Source organism: Sulfolobus islandicus Y.N.15.51, from assembly GCF_000022485.1.
GTDB lineage: Archaea > Thermoproteota > Thermoprotei_A > Sulfolobales > Sulfolobaceae > Saccharolobus > Saccharolobus islandicus.
In genome coordinates this window covers 2752365-2768664 of record NC_012623.1, presented here as the reverse complement: position 1 = coordinate 2768664, position 16300 = coordinate 2752365, and the positions used below count along the sequence as shown (strand labels likewise).

Annotated in this window: 14 protein-coding genes; 8 read left to right on the top strand and 6 right to left on the bottom strand. The window is 34.8% G+C overall.

The annotated features are described in order from the left end of the window. The first annotated feature begins 2 nt into the window (after nucleotides 1-2). A complete protein-coding gene (locus tag YN1551_RS14975; RefSeq protein ID WP_012718248.1) occupies nucleotides 3-1502 on the top strand; it encodes an amino acid permease in 1500 nt (499 codons plus the stop codon). On the opposite strand, the gene YN1551_RS14970 is transcribed toward YN1551_RS14975, so the two are convergent. Beyond that, nucleotides 1499-1801: a hypothetical protein gene (locus YN1551_RS14970; protein WP_010923918.1), complete on the bottom strand. Its 303-nt coding sequence runs from the start codon at nucleotides 1799-1801 to the stop codon at nucleotides 1499-1501. The two genes, YN1551_RS14975 and YN1551_RS14970, sit on opposite strands and share 4 nt — an antisense overlap. Before the next feature lie 289 nt (nucleotides 1802-2090). On the opposite strand from YN1551_RS14970, the gene ssh7b reads away from it, so the two are divergent. The 3 genes from ssh7b to YN1551_RS14955 all read left to right on the top strand — a co-directional run bounded on the left by ssh7b (nucleotide 2091) and on the right by YN1551_RS14955 (nucleotide 8188). Further along, entirely contained in the window at nucleotides 2091-2285 is a 195-nt protein-coding gene (ssh7b, locus tag YN1551_RS14965) for a chromatin protein Ssh7b (RefSeq protein WP_012712662.1), read from the top strand. A 140-nt stretch (nucleotides 2286-2425) separates the two neighbouring features. After that, a complete protein-coding gene (locus YN1551_RS14960) occupies nucleotides 2426-6349 on the top strand; it encodes a S53 family peptidase (protein ID WP_012718247.1) in 3924 nt (1307 codons plus the stop codon). A gap of 6 nt (nucleotides 6350-6355) precedes the next feature. Continuing rightward, a complete protein-coding gene (locus YN1551_RS14955; RefSeq protein ID WP_012718246.1) occupies nucleotides 6356-8188 on the top strand; it encodes a peptide-N4-asparagine amidase in 1833 nt (610 codons plus the stop codon). Here the strand turns inward: YN1551_RS14955 and YN1551_RS14950 are convergent. Genes YN1551_RS14950 through YN1551_RS14940 form a run of 3 tightly spaced genes read right to left on the bottom strand, consistent with a single transcriptional unit; the run spans nucleotide 8150 to nucleotide 11284 of the window. Then, the gene (locus YN1551_RS14950) at nucleotides 8150-9169 is read right to left on the bottom strand and encodes an amidohydrolase family protein (protein WP_012714682.1); all 1020 of its coding nucleotides are present in this window, start codon (nucleotides 9167-9169) and stop codon (nucleotides 8150-8152) included. The two genes, YN1551_RS14955 and YN1551_RS14950, sit on opposite strands and share 39 nt — an antisense overlap. 35 nt (nucleotides 9170-9204) lie before the next feature. Next, nucleotides 9205-10494: a glutamine synthetase family protein gene (locus tag YN1551_RS14945; protein ID WP_012716881.1), complete on the bottom strand. Its 1290-nt coding sequence runs from the start codon at nucleotides 10492-10494 to the stop codon at nucleotides 9205-9207. A 37-nt stretch (nucleotides 10495-10531) separates the two neighbouring features. Continuing rightward, a complete protein-coding gene (locus YN1551_RS14940; protein ID WP_012718245.1) occupies nucleotides 10532-11284 on the bottom strand; it encodes a hypothetical protein in 753 nt (250 codons plus the stop codon). A gap of 134 nt (nucleotides 11285-11418) precedes the next feature. On the opposite strand from YN1551_RS14940, the gene YN1551_RS14935 reads away from it, so the two are divergent. The 4 genes from YN1551_RS14935 (at nucleotide 11419) to bluB (ending at nucleotide 15354) form a co-directional block, all read left to right on the top strand. After that, the gene (locus tag YN1551_RS14935; RefSeq protein ID WP_012712657.1) at nucleotides 11419-11790 is read left to right on the top strand and encodes a hypothetical protein; all 372 of its coding nucleotides are present in this window, start codon (nucleotides 11419-11421) and stop codon (nucleotides 11788-11790) included. Between the two features lie 333 nt (nucleotides 11791-12123). Then, entirely contained in the window at nucleotides 12124-13341 is a 1218-nt protein-coding gene (locus tag YN1551_RS14930) for an MFS transporter (protein ID WP_012718243.1), read from the top strand. Between the two features lie 34 nt (nucleotides 13342-13375). Continuing rightward, nucleotides 13376-14605 (top strand): FAD-dependent oxidoreductase, encoded by a 1230-nt coding sequence (locus YN1551_RS14925; RefSeq protein ID WP_012716879.1) that lies wholly within the window; start codon nucleotides 13376-13378, stop codon nucleotides 14603-14605. Nucleotides 14606-14670: 65 nt separating this feature from the next. Further along, nucleotides 14671-15354, top strand: coding sequence for a 5,6-dimethylbenzimidazole synthase (bluB, locus tag YN1551_RS14920; protein ID WP_012716878.1), 684 nt, complete (start codon nucleotides 14671-14673; stop codon nucleotides 15352-15354). Here the strand turns inward: bluB and YN1551_RS14915 are convergent. Both YN1551_RS14915 and YN1551_RS14910 read right to left on the bottom strand, forming a co-directional pair. Then, nucleotides 15341-15889 (bottom strand): hypothetical protein, encoded by a 549-nt coding sequence (locus tag YN1551_RS14915; RefSeq protein WP_012712653.1) that lies wholly within the window; start codon nucleotides 15887-15889, stop codon nucleotides 15341-15343. The two genes, bluB and YN1551_RS14915, sit on opposite strands and share 14 nt — an antisense overlap. Nucleotides 15890-15925: 36 nt before the next feature. Beyond that, nucleotides 15926-16207 (bottom strand): hypothetical protein, encoded by a 282-nt coding sequence (locus tag YN1551_RS14910; RefSeq protein WP_012712652.1) that lies wholly within the window; start codon nucleotides 16205-16207, stop codon nucleotides 15926-15928. Nucleotides 16208-16300 lie beyond the last annotated feature (93 nt).

The window sequence follows — 16300 nt, the reverse complement described above, 5'->3', positions numbered from 1 at the left end:
TTATGGCTAAGCTGTTTGTTAGGGAAACTTCTGGTCTTACCAAAAACGTCTCTTTGCTGGATGCAACAATGTTAAATGTAGCTAATATGGGTGCTGGGTTAGCAATTTTTATCGGGATAAGTCCTTACATAGTCAAGGGTGCGGTATTATGGATTGCTTCATTGCTCACTTTCCTATTCACTTTACCCCTTGTATTTCTTTATACTTACTTTATTTCTAGAATTCCTAGGACTGGAGGTGATTATATTTGGCTATCTAGAAAGCTTAATGGTCCTTTAGGTGCTATAATGGGTGTTGCATTAGCTTTTAATATGCCTCCGTTTTTTGCACTATCAGCATTCTTTTCTGTTTCAGCAATAAATATTGTATTGTTAATTATTGGTACTTTGAATTCCCAGCCCTATCTGGTTAATCTAGCTAATAATGTGTTTACAACTAGTAATGCTATTCTAGCCTATAGTTTAGCAGCGCTTGCATTTCTGATAATAATTCTTATTAACATCCTCAGACCAAGATGGGGTTATACTTTAACGTCAGCACTAGGGATGCTTTCGCTTTTAGGTACTCTAGTTGCAATTCTTGTATTAGCACTTAACGTTTCAGATTTTCATACTGCAATTCAGCCTTTTCTAAAGGACTTTAATTTAACTGTTCAACCCTATAAGGGACCAACATTTAGTTTGTCTTCAACGTTTTATATGATTCCTTACTTTGCATCATTTGCTTACATTTGGTTATATGCAGGGCCAGCTGTCGCTTCTGAGATAAAGAATACGAGTGGGATAAGATACAATTTAATTTTAGGTAGTTTGTTAACGCTTATCTTTATAACTGTCCCATTCCTGCTAATGGATATTGCTGCAGGGTATGGGTTTAATTACTCTTTATATTTATCAAGTACTTATAACTTCTGGACTGTCGCTATTGCTTTATCTCATAGCTACGCTTTAGAGTGGTTTATAGGGATTAGTTTGATAGCCTGGGAGTTTTTTGTAATGGCTTTCGGTGTCGTTGTTTTCGCTAGGTACGTATTTGCATTCTCCTTTGATAGGTTATTCCCAGAGGTGTTTTCAAGGTTAAATAGGCAAGGCTCTCCAGCTTATGCTCATCTCTTAGACTTTGCGGTAACTTTAGTGTTCTTAGCAGTACCAATAATAAGTCCTAACGGATACGAGGCCTTATATAGTTATACTCCTTTGGCTATTGCCTACTTAGTTTTAGTCTCAATAGCTGGTATTAGGCAGGCTTTAAGTGAGGGAAATATGGGTATGCTAATATCAGCTTTACTTTCTATTGTGTTTTTGGGTTTTATGGGATACGAGGCCTTTATTAATCCTTACTTCGGTGTTATATCTGATAACGGTGCACCTTACTGGCCGGGAATAGCCTATATAGTTAGCTTAATAGGATTAGGCGTCATTACTTTCGTATCATCATACTATTATAGGAAGAAGAGTGGTATAGATTTAAGGTTAGTGTATAAGGAGATACCACCAGATTAATTCCTTATACTTAATTTATGCTCTCTGAAAACGTGAGTGTAAAAGTCATATGCTGACGGGAATGTTCTTCCACATACGCAATAGTATTTATCCTTAGCGTATTTTAATAAGTATTTTTTGCTTTCACTATACAATTTGTCTAAGTAATAGTTTAGTTCTCTTTTTCTTTTTAGCATTATGTCTAGTTCTGGTACGTTATCCTTTACTGCCAGCAGGAAGGGGTAATAGGATAGTTTTAAAGTGGTTGTTCTGTTTTTCATGATCTTGTTTAGTGCTTCAGCCATTGTCATAGTTTTCACTAGCTAAAGTGTTTTTCTTATGACTTATATTTTTTTCTACAAAATGACACGTAATGTTTTTCTTATGACTTAATGTTTTAATTATAGGTAATATAAATGATATCAGTATAAAACAATAAGTAAATATATTATGTTGACGCAATGTGTTTTTGCCCTTCTAGGCATCTTTATTTTTATTATGGGCTAAGGTAATAACTTTAGTTTGCGCTAAGGATTTCCTTTAAGTCGTACTCTTGTTAATAGCGTAAAGCTTATTTATGTGAAACCTTCAAGAATAACTTGAAGAAACATGGTAACAGTAAAGTTCAAGTACAAGGGAGAAGAGAAGGAAGTAGATACAAGCAAGATAAAGAAGGTATGGAGAGTCGGAAAGATGATAAGCTTCACCTATGATGAGGGTGGAGGAAAGACTGGTAGAGGAGCAGTAAGCGAGAAAGATGCTCCAAAAGAGCTATTACAAATGTTAGAGAAACAAAAGAAATAAATGAATAAGATTTAAATATAAAGTGAGAAGTTTTTATTTTTATTTTTCACTTAATAGGATAATCTCTTTTTTATGAAAGAATCTTGTGATGATTTGATTTTAAAGTAATCTTTTTATACGTGTGAAAGTTTATTAATTATATGGAAAGTAGAATAATACAAGTTATAGTTATATCTACTTTTTTATCGATATCCACTTTATTCCCCTTACTATCTTTAGCCTATTCCACAACCTTTATAAACCCTAGCTATCCTCAGTCTAACATTATCTCATCTCTACCCACAAATACTAACATTATTCTTTCCTTTTTCATCCCCCCAAAGAATCTTAATGAGCTTTATCTAGTAGCACAAGAAGTAGCTAACCATCAAATTAAGCCACTAAGTAACAGTCAGCTTATCTCGATGTTTAGTAATCAAGAGAAGGTTAACGAGACTATAGAGTACCTTGAGAGTAAGGGTTTCACAATAGTATATAGGAGTCCCTTCGAAGTCATGGCTGAAGCACCAGTTTCCCTTGTTTCATCAGTTTTTGGGACTGATTTTGTAGTAGCCAAATCGGCTAGTGGTCAGATATATTACAAGCCTGGTGGTAACGTTAAAATACCGTCTGTTCTTGATAACGTACTAATAGGTGGTTTAACAAACTTTACCAACGTATCGTTACCTTTAATTCAGTTAGGTAAATTGGAAAATGGGAATTTAATACCTAGTAAACAAGTTTATTCCTCATTTGTCTATACTTTCCAATTCTCAGCAACTTGGTATACTCCTAAAGTTATCCAAGGTGTTTACAATATAACTCCACTGCTAAATTCAACTGCCGATAAAAAGGTTACAATTGCAATAATAGATGCCTATGGCGATCCAGAGATATATCAAGATGTAAATCTGTTTGACGCTAAGTTCGGTTTACCATCAATAAACTTAACCGTATTACCAGTTGGTCCTTACAATCCAGAAAATGGGTTGTTTACTGGTTGGTTCGAAGAAGTTGCGTTAGATGTTGAGGCAGCTCATACAGCTGCTCCATATTCCAATATTTTATTAGTTGTTGCGCCATCAGCAACCTTAGAAGGATTATTTTCAGCAATTGATATTGTTGTAAGCGAGGATTTAGCACAAGTAGTTTCCATGAGCTGGGGTCTTCCCGGGATACTATTTGGTGCTTCAGGCTTCTATGCCGTATTCAATGGTATAGCATTTCCTAACTACCCCTATTACGATTATTACTTTGAGCTAGGTTCGGCTGAGGGTATTACGTTTTTAGCGTCATCTGGAGATTTAGGTGCTTATAATGATTTACCAACCGTTTACGGCTCAGCGAATTATCCTGCATCATCTCCTTTCGTTACAGCTGTAGGTGGTACTTCCCTATTTGCTAATATTACTAGCGGTTACATTTCAACTTATAATGCTACAGGGAATTATGGTGCTGAGATTGCGTGGAGTGTTAATCCATTGCTTGGTGTTATTCAAGGTGGTGTGAGTTCTGGGGGTGGATATGGTCAGTTGTTCCCAGCTCCTTGGTATCAGCGTTATGTTACTCATTCGAATTATAGGGCTATTCCAGATGTTGCGGCAGACGCTAATCCATTTACTGGGTTTGTAATTTATGCTTTAGGTCAAGAGGGGGTAAGTGGTGGAACTAGTCTTTCTGCTCCATTGTGGGCTGGAATTATTGCTGATATAGATGGAATTGTTGGCCATCCATTAGGTTTGGTAAATCCAATACTTTATGAAATTTACCAAAATACTACTTTGTATCATAAGGCCTTCCATCCAATAAGTTTAGGGTATAATGGTTATTATTATGCTAATTCCTCTTACAATCTAGTTACTGGTTTAGGAAGTCCTAATGCTGGTATGTTAGGAATTATCATAAAGCATTTACTATCCAAGAGTTTAGCAATATCTGTAAGTACTTTTGAGCCTGGAGTTTTTCAACCTTGGTATTTCTATCGTTCTACTTTTACAATAGCTGCGTACGTAACTTATCCCAACAACACAATTGTTAGTAAAGGTAGTTTTAATGCTTATATATACACTAGCGAGGGATATTTGGCAACAGTCCCCTTATCCTTTAACGGTACTTATTGGGTTGGTAATTATACTATAACTCCTAATGATCCGCCAAATATCTGGGAAATAGTAGTTAACGGTAGTTCTGGTCAGTTTACTGGAGTTGGAACTGCAGAAGTTGATATTGGTGAATCAATCAATATTGTATCTCCCATTCCTTATCCCTTTAACTTTCCTATTCCATATAACTCACCATTTGGCATTGAGGCTTGGATATACTATCCTAATGGTACTCCAGTCGTTAATCAAAGCGTTACGGCATATTTAGTTAGTAATAGCGGTAAGCTATTGGCTTCTATACCCTTATTGATGATGGCTCCAGGGTTATATGAGGGTAGTTACGCCCTACTTCCTCCATTGCCACAAGGCACTTATTTATTAATAATAAACGATTCATACGGTAGCGCTTTCTCTTATGTATATTTTGGTGAGTATAATTTTGGCGCAATTTTAACTCCAATAAATGATGGATTTCCAGCTGCTTCTCCTGGACAAAACATAACTATAATTGACGAAGTACTTACGCCAGAACTTACTGGCATATTTACGTCTAACGTCACTGCATACATTTATAATCAGAATGGTAACCTTATAGGGCAAGTTAAACTTACTCCAGCTCCAGATATAATACAATTCGGCGTTTACTTGCTCTTCTTCCTCTATTACGCTAACTTCACAATACCTTTCGATGCTTCCCCTGGATTCTATAATGTTGTAATACAATCTGTGAGTAATACTTCTACTGGATTAGTTAAAGCCAACTTCGTCACATCGTTTTACGTTTCCCCAGCTAACTTGAGATTAAATGTAAAGGTGAATAGTGTAGTCTATGAGGGTGAGGTTCTGAAGATTTACGCTAACATAACTTATCCTAATGGTACTCCAGTTAAGTATGGGATGTTCACTGCAACAGTATTACCGACTTCCCTTAATTATGAACAGTTAATCATAGGATTCCAAGCTGGAATACCACTACAGTATAACTCTACTTTGGGAGAATGGGTTGGTATTTATAAGGTTCCATCCATATTTTACGGCTCCATATTCCAAGGGTCCTCTGTATATTCCTTAGCTGGTCCTTGGAATGTTATAGTTTCTGGTGTTTCCTGGAATGGTTATAATTTATATTCTACTCCAGCTTCCTTTAGCTTCGTTAATGTTATGCCTTATACTTTCATCAATAATATTATAGTAAGCAGTAAATCTCTAGATTCACCCCTATTATCAAAAATCAACTCTACAACATATATGTTATCTAATGTTAAGGCAAATAATATTACGGTTGAGGGAATAAACGTTATTTTGGATAACGTTATAGCTAATACGATAACTCTTAAGAACTCTAATGTGATGATAAGGTCATCGAGTATTAACCAGTTAGTATTAGAGAATTCTTCAGTCTCAATTATAGGATCTAAAATAGGAGGTAATAATATTGCTGTAGTTGCTAATGATTCCAATTTGACTATAACCTCATCGGTAATACAAAATTCAAGATATGCGTTTCTACAACCCAATTCAGTAATTAGCATAAGTGGTATTAGTATGTATAACGTAACTGACTTGTCTGTAATACCTGCTCCTAAGATAATTTACTTATCAACAACTAATGTTACTGTATCTAAAGAATCAATAATTGTTAACATAACTGGGGAATACCTAAGACTTCTAGGAGTTTCAATGAACAATAAGCCAGTAAGTTATAGTGTAATTTCATCTTCACCTTCCTCAATAAGTCTAAGTATACCGTTTAATGCTTCTCAATTCTCTGATGGCCAATACGTATTCACAGTAAGCGTATCTGATGGGTTGCCATACAACTTGACATTTAACATTTTAAATAATTATCATCTCGTAACTGTACAAGGTCGTATTATAACACTACAAGGATCAGTGAATTTATTAACTGTAATAGCAATAATTTCCTTAATAATAGCAATAATAGCTATTATTCTATTGTTAGTATTAATGAGAAGGAGGTGATAAAGAATGAGGAAGAGTATCACCTTCATTCTATTATTTTCAATTTTAGCTGGAATTATTATGGTGCCTATAGGCAGCTCACAGCCCGTCTCCATTATCTCACGTCCACTAGTATTAGGGAATGTTTCTGTCTTAAACAGCGGAAAAATACAGTATGACCCTACATATTATTCCTTCGAAGCTTATCAGATTCATCCTCCCAACGTTACTCCAGTAGTGGTAAGAATAGCTAATAATGCTGTTTTTAACAATAGTGGTTTAACTCCTTATATCGTCCATGTGAATATACCGAAGGGTAATTATAGCATGTTGATTTTAAACGTTAGCATAAACGAGTCTAATGGAGCTCAATATGATAGGCCAGTTTACATATTCGCAAACGATGTTCCAATATTCTGGGGCTCAACTCAAGAGTTTCTAAATTCAACAGCAGAGACTGATCTTACGATGTTTGAAAACTTATTAAGTGGTAATGTTACTTTCCAATTAGTCTTAGAGAACTTCTATGATGCTAAGATTGGTATAACTGGAATATATAAGATGAATGTAACACTTTACTTATATCCCGGTACTCCGCCTAAAGGGTTACCTAATTACTTTATACCATTATTCCTAAATAAGTACAATTACTCTTACGTAATATTGAATCCATTGAACTATTACATATCACAAAATTTAACAATACCCCATGGTACTTATAGAATGACCTTACTATTATATGAAGAGGGTGGAGGGCTGGATGAGTTCTGGTACGCCAATGAGCCTGCGACTAGGGAGATTCAAGTGTTTTACGATAATAAGCTAGTTGGCATTGTTAACCCTTATCAGACAATATACACTGGTGGTATAGATTTGTTCTGGTGGAAGCCATTAACATCAATAAATACCTTATCTTTCCATAGTCCTTATATTATAGACCTAACACCACTATTGGCAATGAGTTCGCCAAATAATATTATAGCAGTTACGGTAACTAACCTAGAAACAGCTTTACAATTAACTGGTAGTGCAGCTTATGATTGGGATATAGCTGGAGTATTAATGTTATGGGTTAACGGGTCAAATCCACTAATTTCAGCTAAATTGCTAACGGCTTATAGTAAATTTATGGATTCTTCACCAATTTTCAATCCTGGTCTAGTCGGGGAATATTATCAAGAAGGAGGATCGTATATACTTAACTACTCTGCAGTTTTACAGTTCAAGAACGGGTTTGAATACTCTGATGTTGTTCAAGAAGGAAGATTTTACGCTTATCAAACATTCAATCAACTATACGAAAAGGCATATTTAGGGGAGAACTTCATGGAATATGCAATTGAGAAGGGCTCACTTTATAACTCCACACTATATTACAACGTATATTACCCTATATCTATGCAATTCTCCGTATTTGCCTCCCCTATATCTAATCCTCACGTTGTACCTTACAACTTATCATATGCTCAAAATGGCACTTTAAACCTAGGACTATACTATTATTATACTAACATATTTGACAACCAAAATTTGACTATTAAGACTACTGAAAACGTTACTACGGTTGGTGGGTTTAGTGGTATTATAGAAGTTATAAATCGTTATGGTGGTGCAGTACTTGTCTCGATAATTTCAAATAACGCTTTAACTACTAAGAGCTTAGTTAATTATATACTGCTTAATGGAGCTGGTTATAAGGAGATATTCTTGGCCCAAGGTTTACAGAATTCCACTACTAACTTTATTGGGTATTATGTTTATCAAAAAATCCAATTCATTCCAATTAACAATAGTGATCCTCCTAATGTAGATGGTATGTTTCTAGTCAAACCCATACATTTCCTTAGAATTATAGTATAAGAACCTCTCAACCAGTTCTTTAGCATCTTTTTCATCTAATATATTTTTTTCAATCATCATTTCTGTAGTTTTATGTATAGCTTTTTTAGCTAACTTAGCTGCAAGCCAAGCTATTTCTGGAATGTGAAACGCATCAGAACCGTGCATCACCTTATTTAATGGGGCTACCTCAAAAATCTCGTTTAGTATAGTATAAGCTGCTAAAGGTGCAAATGGTATTACTTGTGAGGTGTCTAAGTAAACTGAGGGATAGAGGTAGGACATCCAAGATGTCTCCCTATGATAAGGATAACCAGCGTGCACGAAAATTACCTTTCCTTCATACTTTCTAACAACATTAGTTAGGTATGAAGGTCTTGATAGTTCTAGCTTAATATCTCTATCTCCAGCCCCGGTGTGAATTTGTACGGGAACTTTTAACTCTTTAGCTATTCTTAAGGTTTCGCAAAGTAGATAATCTCTAAAACCCTTTACAACTTTGCCAAACCAATCTGTCTCATTACTGTAAAAATCTCTTCTAGCTTGTTCTATGTCACAGTTCACTTTTAATCCAGTTCTATATGCTATTATACTCTTAAAACCAGTATACCCTTCTTTTCTTATTTTTCCCCTTAAGGTTTCCTCAAAGTACTCTAAGACCTTATCGAAAGGCATTTGAAAAATACTATCATTAATAATGCTCTCTATTCTAAATAGTAACTTTAGTTTTGCTGGTATTTCCATCTCCTTATTTCCAAATCCAGTATCTATTACAAATCCCTCTATTCCAGCGTCATTAAATAGGAATTGCATATACTTTACTGGATCGTCTTTGATTAACTTATTTCTTTCTTCTATGAAATTGTCACCTAATAATCTTCTAAGTTCATTCCTTAGATATAGATAGAATGGCCTCAATTGATTCATTGTAAATGTATCTGCACTTATTTCATTTTCAAGCCAAGATTCAGCTGAAGCTATTATAAATTCCTTCTCACTCATTATCTTAGCAGAGAACCAATGGGCATGAGAATCTATTATAATCGCCTATACACCTCATATTCCCAATCTGTTACTAGGCTTTCATATTCCTCTACCTCAGCTAACTTGACCTTTATGAATTCATCGATAATTTCTTTACCAATTTTTTCCACTAATCTGGTATCTTTTCTTAGTTCATTTAGCGCTTCTCTGAGACTTCTTGGTATGTCCTCAATATCTTTTCTATTATATGCATTTTCATTTAAAGCTTCTGGAGGCTTCAATCCTTTTTCTATTCCATCCAACCCTGCCTCTATTACTGCTGTTAAGAGAAGATATGGATTTGTTGAGGGATCGGAAACTCTATATTCTATTCTCCTATCTAATTGTGACATTCCGGGATATGGTGTTGGTATTCTTATCATTGCAGACTTATTGTTATATCCGTAGGCTATTTTAGTTGGTGCCCAAGAGCCTGGAACTAGTCTCTTATAGGAGTTAATAGTGGGTGCGGCTATTGCAGTTAACGCTTTAGCATGTTCTAATAAACCAGCTATGAAGTTATAAGCTAAGTTACTAAGTCCATACTTATCGTTCTGGTTATAGAACAAATTCCGATTATCTTTCCATACGCTAATGTTCAAATGTAGTCCAGATCCAGCCATTTTATTAAAAGGCTTTGGCATGAAATTTGCCTCAACACCATGTTTACTCGCTACTTGTCTAGCGACTTCCTTAAATATAATAACTTCATCGGCACTTCTCAACGTATCTTTGTGCATTATGTCAAATTCGTACTGTCCTGGTCCATATTCCTTTATTATCCTTATCGGTTCTATGTTGATTTGCCTTACTGTTTTGGCAATTTCCGGAACGATTTGATTAGTATAAAATGCAGAAGGATCGAAACACCTAGCCTCATCAAATGGTTTTCTATCCTTTGTTAAGTAGAACTCTATTTCGAAGGCTGATTTGAAGTCGAAATCGTATCTTTCTTTCACCTTTTCTATTGTTTTAATTAGCGTACTTCTAGGATCATAATTCCACGGATTTCCTTGCTTATACAAATTACATAATACCATGGCTGATGGTGGAAAAATTGAGAGTGTGCTAAGGTCTGGAGTAAGGAATACATCTTCATCTTGTGGTCCAAATGTCCCATAGGGACTTATATAATTCATTGGGGTAAAGCTCATCATTGCCATTGTTAAGCCTATGCCCGTTTTTAATAATCCATCTATGTGGTCAATATACGCTCCCTTTGATCTAATATATCCATCTAACCCAACCCAAGTGAACCTTAAAATTTCTACACCCTTTTCTCTAAGCTCTTTCTCTACATTCATTAATAATAAAATAAACTCGCTAGTTTATTAATAATTATTATTGAGTGAAGTTAGTATTTACTTCTTCCGGTTCTTCATACCACTTTACTTTTTCCCCAATTTTTGCCCTCATTTTCCACTTAATGCTCTTAGGATGTTTCTCAATTATTTCTCTTAATTTTAATAGTTTAGGTTCAATTATTTCTCTATTTTTATCATTTATTAAGAATTTTAATATTTTCTCATGATTTATTGTATAAGTCTTATAAAATCCCCAGTCTTCAGATAGGATTTTCGCAATATAGTTATAGTCCATAGTCTTCTCGTCATCCCTCTCTCCTAATTCAACGTCATGAAGTAGTGCAGCTATATCCTTTTCGTCATTTTCAGTAAGTTGTATTATCTGCATTTTTGTTAGAAATAAGTCTGAAGTTGGGATGGTGTATTTCATTATTCTTAATCTATCTTTTAATACAAGTTTGTGACACATTATGAACTCGTCTAAAAAGACATCAACCGTTGAGTTTATTATAGGGTCAAAGAACATCAATCTAGTATGTCCATGCAGAGCGTTGAATCTCTTATTTGGGATTAATCCTATGCCTTCTAAGAATTTAGATATCTTACTACTTTGAGATGAAAGTCCAAAATAGTCTATATCCTTGTATACTCGTGGATATAACTCTGATCCTTTTTTGGCTATTAGTGCTATTGCTGCACCTCCAATTGCTCTTAGAGTTATTCCCTCATTATTAGCCTTATCTATTACTTCTATTGCCCTATTCAGCAGTTGTTCCTTAGTTACTGTCATAATAAATTATTTAGTTTAACCTCAATATAAATCCTGACATCAAAAATATTTAGGACTTTTTTGACTAAAATTAATAAAAGATCGTTAGGGTGAGTAGGCAAAAAGTTTATAAGCATAGTTAAAAGTGTGTGACTATGGAACCTCTAATAGCCATAGATCTAAATTCCAATATGAGTATTTCTCAACTAGAGAGCTCAGTTAAGAAGCTTTTTGAGACATTTGGTGCTTTAGAAGTAGTTTTCATTATAGATGATGACAGTATAGTGGAATTAGATGGGAATTTAGTTTTAACATTCTATACTGTGGAGGATCTATTGGAAACCTATAAGGTGCTGAAAAGACTTTCAGAAGTTAAATCCAATAGGTTAAGGGTTACCAGTGTGATAAGATTAGAGAGAGACCTGAAGAGGTTCCCATTAGTTGTAATTACGGATAGGAAAATCATCGGCTTAAAAAAGAACTTAATCTTCGTATACAATGGAGAGAAAGTAAAAGCTAGATATTAAGTCCTTTTTAAAATACTTAATAATGACGTAGATTTATTCTTAGGGCTCTCTTAGAAGACATTAGTGGTGCATATTAAACTGTTTTCAAACATAACAGTTGGATTCAATAAAAATCTTTCTTGCAATACTGCTTTGTGGATTAGTTCAATTTTTATCTGAGTTAACGTGTAACTTACTTTTAAATCAACGTTCGATTTTGAATTTAAGAAAAATTGATGAGTCTGACATCTTAGAAAATTGAAGTATTCAGCAAAGCATTGCAATACTGTTTATGTTTAGCTTCTTGTATTTTTAGGAGATAATTTTTTAGTACAAATTTAAGAGTTAGAGTCCATGAAAGCTGAAAATTGGAGTAATGTAGTTGGGGGTTACATTTCGTGGATAATGGATGGTTACGATTTAGGCGCTGTCGTTATTACGTCAACTATACTAGGTAAATTATTTTATCCCGGAATAGGTTTACTAGGTGCAGTTTTGCCCATAGTTTTTACTGTAATCTCAAGGCCCTTAGGTGGTTTCGTATTTGGTTTTGTTGGAGATAAATACGGCAGAAGAGTTAGCTTGTTAATTACAGTCTTAGGTTACTCTTTGTCTATAGGCTTAACTTCTATATTACCTACTTACGCTCAAATAGGAATCTTGGCAGCTATTATAATTTCAATCCTCAGATTCATACAAGGTATTTTTATTGGTGGAGACGTTGCTGGAAGTTTTACCATAGTTATGGAGAGTCTAAACAATTATAGAGGTATATTTTCTGGTATAATGCAATCTGGAGTGCTAGTAGGTTTTGTCGGAGTAGACTCCTTATTCACTTATTTAGCTTCTGTTAATGGGGCAGAGTTTATATCATTTTATTGGAGACTGATTTTCGCAATTGGAGTAATACCAGCAGTGTTAGCAGTATTAATCAGATTTAAGATGACAGAGCCAAGTATTTGGCTCAAGGTGAAGCATTCTACAAACCCCTTAAAAGGTTTAAGAGAACTTCCGCAACCTTTTCTAGTCATGGTAGGCTTCTGGTTAGCAATATATGCTGGACCTCAATTAGTACCTACACTATTTGGCCAAGTTATGAAGTTGCCTCCCTCATACTATGGTCCCCTAGTTCTCTATATGAATCTAATAGGAATACCATCGATGATAATTGCAGGATTACTCTCAGATTATATAGGGAGAAGAATGATGGGTATAATAGGTTCGATAATCGCTGCAATAGGCTCATTTACTTTTTACTACTTTATTCAAATACACAACATTAACTTATTATATCTTGTATTACTTTTTGGTTTTCTGATAAATTTGCCCTCCTCTATAACTCCTGCATTTCTATCAGAGAGATTTAAGACGTTTACAAGAGCTTTAGGAGTTGGTACTGCATACAATGGAGCGTATATAATAGCGGGCTTCGCACCAATTTACGTTTCAATTCTTTCGACTTTTATGAACCCATTTAACGCAGCTACGACTATAGCAGTCATTGGCTTTATTATAGCCATAATTGGACTTGTCGCTGGACCAGAGACATATAAGATAAGTCTAGAACAGTGATTTGCTTTTAAATGCCAAGTCAATTATTTTTCTTATGAAGGTTGCGGTTATAGGTTCGGGTCCCGCCGGAATAGATGCCTCATTAGAATTAGCTAAAAATAACAAGGTAATATTAGTGGAAAAAGAGGAAAGACTGGGAGGAACATGTGTGCTATACGGCTGTATTCCATCTAAGGCTATGTTGCATCCCATACATCTGGCTTCTGAGCTCGAAAAGTTAGGTAAAAGTATAGTTTTTGATTTGGGAGAGTTGAGAAAATTAGGCCAGGAGGCGTCATTTAGGTTATCCAAGGGAGTCGAATACATGCTGGAAGATAATGGAGTAGAAGTTATTTATGGGGTTGCGTCCCTTAGATCTGGGCAGTTGAACGTAAATAATGAGACTCTTCAAACAGATTATATTGTTTTAGCTACAGGTACTTATAGAGAAGTGGTTAAGGGTATAATATATTCAGAGGATTTGCCTTATCTAGATAAGGATTTCCAGAGCGTTGTTATCGTTGGAGGAGATGTGGGAGGTGTTGAATTTGGATGGATGCTAAGAAAACTTGGAAAGGAAGTAGTTATAATTGATAAACAGTCTTCGCTATTGCCATATCTGGATAAGGAGGTTAGTAATGCTATAACCAACTACTTCTCAAAGATAGGTATGAAATTGTATTTGAATCGTTCAGTTAAGGAGATGAAAGAAAGAGAGGTAGTATTAGAGAACGGGGAGAGGTTAACTGCAGATGTTGTATACATGACTTTTGGTAGAAAACCATCAATCCAAGGTTTTGAGGAGGTTAATCACAATCCCTTTGTGACTGTTGATGAATACTTAAGGACCAGTATAAGTAACGTTTTTGCAGCTGGTGATATAATTGGTACTCACACTGCTCATGAAGCAATGTACGCAGGGAAAGTAGCCGCAATTAACGTTATGGGTGGGAAGAAAGTATTTAATAAACAAGGTATACCTAAAGTCGTATATACTCATCCTACAATAGCTTATGTAGGAAACATGGAAGGAAAGTGTGCTAAAATTAATTTAGCTGAAATAGGTCGTGCGATTACTGAAAAAGAGACTGATGGATTCCTTAAGATTTGCGTTAAAGACGATAAGATTGTGGGAGCTCAAGCTTTTATGAAGGATGCTGAAGAAGTGATATCTTTAATTTCATTCTTAATTAGATATAATATTAAGGTTAGTGAGATTAAGGATTACGTAGCTCCACATCCCTCCTATATCGAGGCCATAACTGAACTTCTAAGCAGACTCTGAGATAGATATCTAGACACCATCACTCAGCAAGTAAGTATATATATCTGGATAGTCTATCCATAAGTATGAATGTATATGAAGCAATACGAAAAAGGAGGGATATAAGAAGTTATTATAAACCAGACCCTATCCCTGATGAGGTGTTAGCCAGAATCCTTTCTGCAGCTCATCTAGCTCCTTCAGTTGGCTATTCACAGCCTTGGAATTTCATTATAATTAAAAACATGGAAATTAGGAAGAAGATTAAGCAGTTAGTAGAGGAAGAAAGGAAGAGATTTGAGAACGTTTTAGATGAAGAACGCAAAGCAATATTTTCTAAGATAAAGGTAGAAGCCATATTAGATTCTCCCGTTAATATAGCAGTAACCTACGATCCTAATCGATTTGGCCCTAATATTTTAGGTAGGTCAACTATGCCAGAGACATCACTGTATAGTACTATATTGGCAATAGGCAATTTGTGGTTAGCTGCTACTGAAGAGGGAATAGGTGTTGGATTTGTATCGTTTTTCAATAAGGAAAAAGTCAAAGAGATATTAAAAATTCCAAAGGAGATAGAGCTGGTAGGTTATTTAACCTTAGGATATGTAAGGGAGTTCCCTAAAATACCAGAACTGGAGGAGAAGGGATGGAATAGAAGGCTAACGTTGTCAGATTTAGTATTTGAAGATGTTTTTGGTAAGAAACCTAATGATAAGTTTAGACTGTTATTAGATAGAACATTTGAGAAAATATTTAATAATTTCTGAGGTTTTCAAATTTAGCCTTAACTCTTAGGGCCCTACCCATTTTTATTACTTCGTAATTTATTTGTAAATTATTGCACGATCGTTTAATCTCAATTTGATCCTCTGATATGAACCTAATATTTGGCTTACTACAAAGACTTACGTCAAGATATTGTGATAGTATTTCGTCTATTTCATTCATATCATTTACTGTAAATTCTAATTCTATGGTATTTCTCATCATTCTTGCGAATGTACCGTGCCGGCTTGACATATATGCCGTTGCTATACATGTTATACTTCCAATTACATTGAATGCCAACACAAAATAATAAAATGGATATCCCAAAATAGTAATCCTCACTACATAAAATACATATGTTGTTATTGCAGATAGAAAAACTGAATATGCTATAGAAGAGATTATTGAAAGCCTATAATTTGTTTTGAAATGATAACTTAGTAGTAACCCAGTGAAAAATGGCCCTATAATTGGAACCCACCATAATAAAAATGGAAATAAAAATACTGCCTTGCTTAGAGTGAAATTTTTCAATGCGGATTAACTTCTCACTCTATACTTTATTAATTTTTATTTAAGTTCAATAACATTTCCTTCTGTATCCTCAAAGTACAGTATTCCATCCTCACCAATTACCACATATCCAACTCTCCCTCTGCACTTATATGGAAATGCTAGCAATCCTTTTGTCTTTAGTCCGGAAACTGCGTATATTGGCAATAAGGAGTCATCTAAGTTCAATGCTAGACAGTCCGGTATTAACTTAAATAGGTCGTTAAGTAGACTATTAAGGAAATTTTCATATTCATCTCCTAAACTTTTCAGCTTTTTCGCCTTTTCAAATATGTCCATGTTTTATATTCTCCTTTTTGGAGCTAAAAATTTCCCTTCTTAATTGAAGTAGCTATTAATTCATAATAACTATAAGTTAATCTTAAATTCTAC

What these genes read in the sequence shown, in the direction of transcription:
- YN1551_RS14975 (WP_012718248.1), top strand. Translation starts at nt 3, where the DNA reads ATGGCTAAGCTGTTTGTTAGGGAAACTTCTGGTCTTACCAAAAACGTC.
- ssh7b (WP_012712662.1), top strand. Translation starts at nt 2,091, where the DNA reads ATGGTAACAGTAAAGTTCAAGTACAAGGGAGAAGAGAAGGAAGTAGAT.
- YN1551_RS14960 (WP_012718247.1), top strand. Translation starts at nt 2,426, where the DNA reads ATGGAAAGTAGAATAATACAAGTTATAGTTATATCTACTTTTTTATCG.
- YN1551_RS14955 (WP_012718246.1), top strand. Translation starts at nt 6,356, where the DNA reads ATGAGGAAGAGTATCACCTTCATTCTATTATTTTCAATTTTAGCTGGA.
- YN1551_RS14950 (WP_012714682.1), bottom strand. Translation starts at nt 9,169, where the DNA reads ATGAGTGAGAAGGAATTTATAATAGCTTCAGCTGAATCTTGGCTTGAA.
- YN1551_RS14945 (WP_012716881.1), bottom strand. Translation starts at nt 10,494, where the DNA reads ATGAATGTAGAGAAAGAGCTTAGAGAAAAGGGTGTAGAAATTTTAAGG.
- YN1551_RS14940 (WP_012718245.1), bottom strand. Translation starts at nt 11,284, where the DNA reads ATGACAGTAACTAAGGAACAACTGCTGAATAGGGCAATAGAAGTAATA.
- YN1551_RS14935 (WP_012712657.1), top strand. Translation starts at nt 11,419, where the DNA reads ATGGAACCTCTAATAGCCATAGATCTAAATTCCAATATGAGTATTTCT.
- YN1551_RS14930 (WP_012718243.1), top strand. Translation starts at nt 12,124, where the DNA reads ATGAAAGCTGAAAATTGGAGTAATGTAGTTGGGGGTTACATTTCGTGG.
- YN1551_RS14925 (WP_012716879.1), top strand. Translation starts at nt 13,376, where the DNA reads ATGAAGGTTGCGGTTATAGGTTCGGGTCCCGCCGGAATAGATGCCTCA.
- bluB (WP_012716878.1), top strand. Translation starts at nt 14,671, where the DNA reads ATGAATGTATATGAAGCAATACGAAAAAGGAGGGATATAAGAAGTTAT.
- YN1551_RS14910 (WP_012712652.1), bottom strand. Translation starts at nt 16,207, where the DNA reads ATGGACATATTTGAAAAGGCGAAAAAGCTGAAAAGTTTAGGAGATGAA.